This is a genomic window from Romboutsia faecis (genome assembly GCF_014323405.1).
In the GTDB taxonomy this organism is placed as follows: domain Bacteria; phylum Bacillota; class Clostridia; order Peptostreptococcales; family Peptostreptococcaceae; genus Romboutsia_E; species Romboutsia_E faecis.
Genome location: NZ_JACRWE010000038.1, coordinates 1 through 515 on the forward strand (window position 1 = coordinate 1; position 515 = coordinate 515).

Sequence of the window (515 nt, forward strand, 5' to 3'; positions counted from 1 at the left end):
CAACTGCTCCACCCCGCGATATTATATGTGGTGCCGAAGACCGGAATCGAACCGGTACGAGAGGTAAGTCCCGCAGGATTTTAAGTCCTGTGCGTCTGCCAGTTCCGCCACTTCGGCACATATAATGTTCATAAGAACTTTTTTATTTAGTGGAGGCGACATCCAGATTCGAACTGGAGATCAAGGAGTTGCAGTCCACTGCCTTACCACTTGGCTATGTCGCCTTATAAATGGTGATCCATCCGCGACTCGAACGCGGGACACCCTGATTAAAAGTCAGGTGCTCTACCGACTGAGCTAATGGATCATATGTATGGGGTGGATAATGAGAGTCGAACTCACGACCTCCAGAGCCACAATCTGGCGCTCTAACCAACTGAGCTATACCCACCATATTTTTAATGGTCGAGGTGAAGGGACTCGAACCCCCGGCCCCATGGTCCCAAACCAAGTGCGCTACCAAACTGCGCTACACCTCGAGATTTAAGTGGTGGACCATCAGGGACTCGAACCCC

The 515-nt window shown here is 51.1% G+C and carries 5 tRNA genes; all 5 read right to left on the bottom strand.

What is annotated here, in order from left to right:
- Positions 1 to 28 precede the first annotated feature (28 nt).
- Positions 29 to 117, bottom strand: a tRNA-Leu gene (locus H8923_RS17125).
- Between the two features lie 33 nt (positions 118 to 150).
- Positions 151 to 224, bottom strand: a tRNA-Cys gene (locus H8923_RS17130).
- 7 nt (positions 225 to 231) lie between these two features.
- Positions 232 to 307, bottom strand: a tRNA-Lys gene (locus H8923_RS17135).
- Between the two features lie 7 nt (positions 308 to 314).
- Positions 315 to 391 (bottom strand) — tRNA-His (locus H8923_RS17140).
- An 11-nt stretch (positions 392 to 402) separates the two neighbouring features.
- Positions 403 to 479 (bottom strand) — tRNA-Pro (locus H8923_RS17145).
- Positions 480 to 515: the final 36 nt, after the last annotated feature.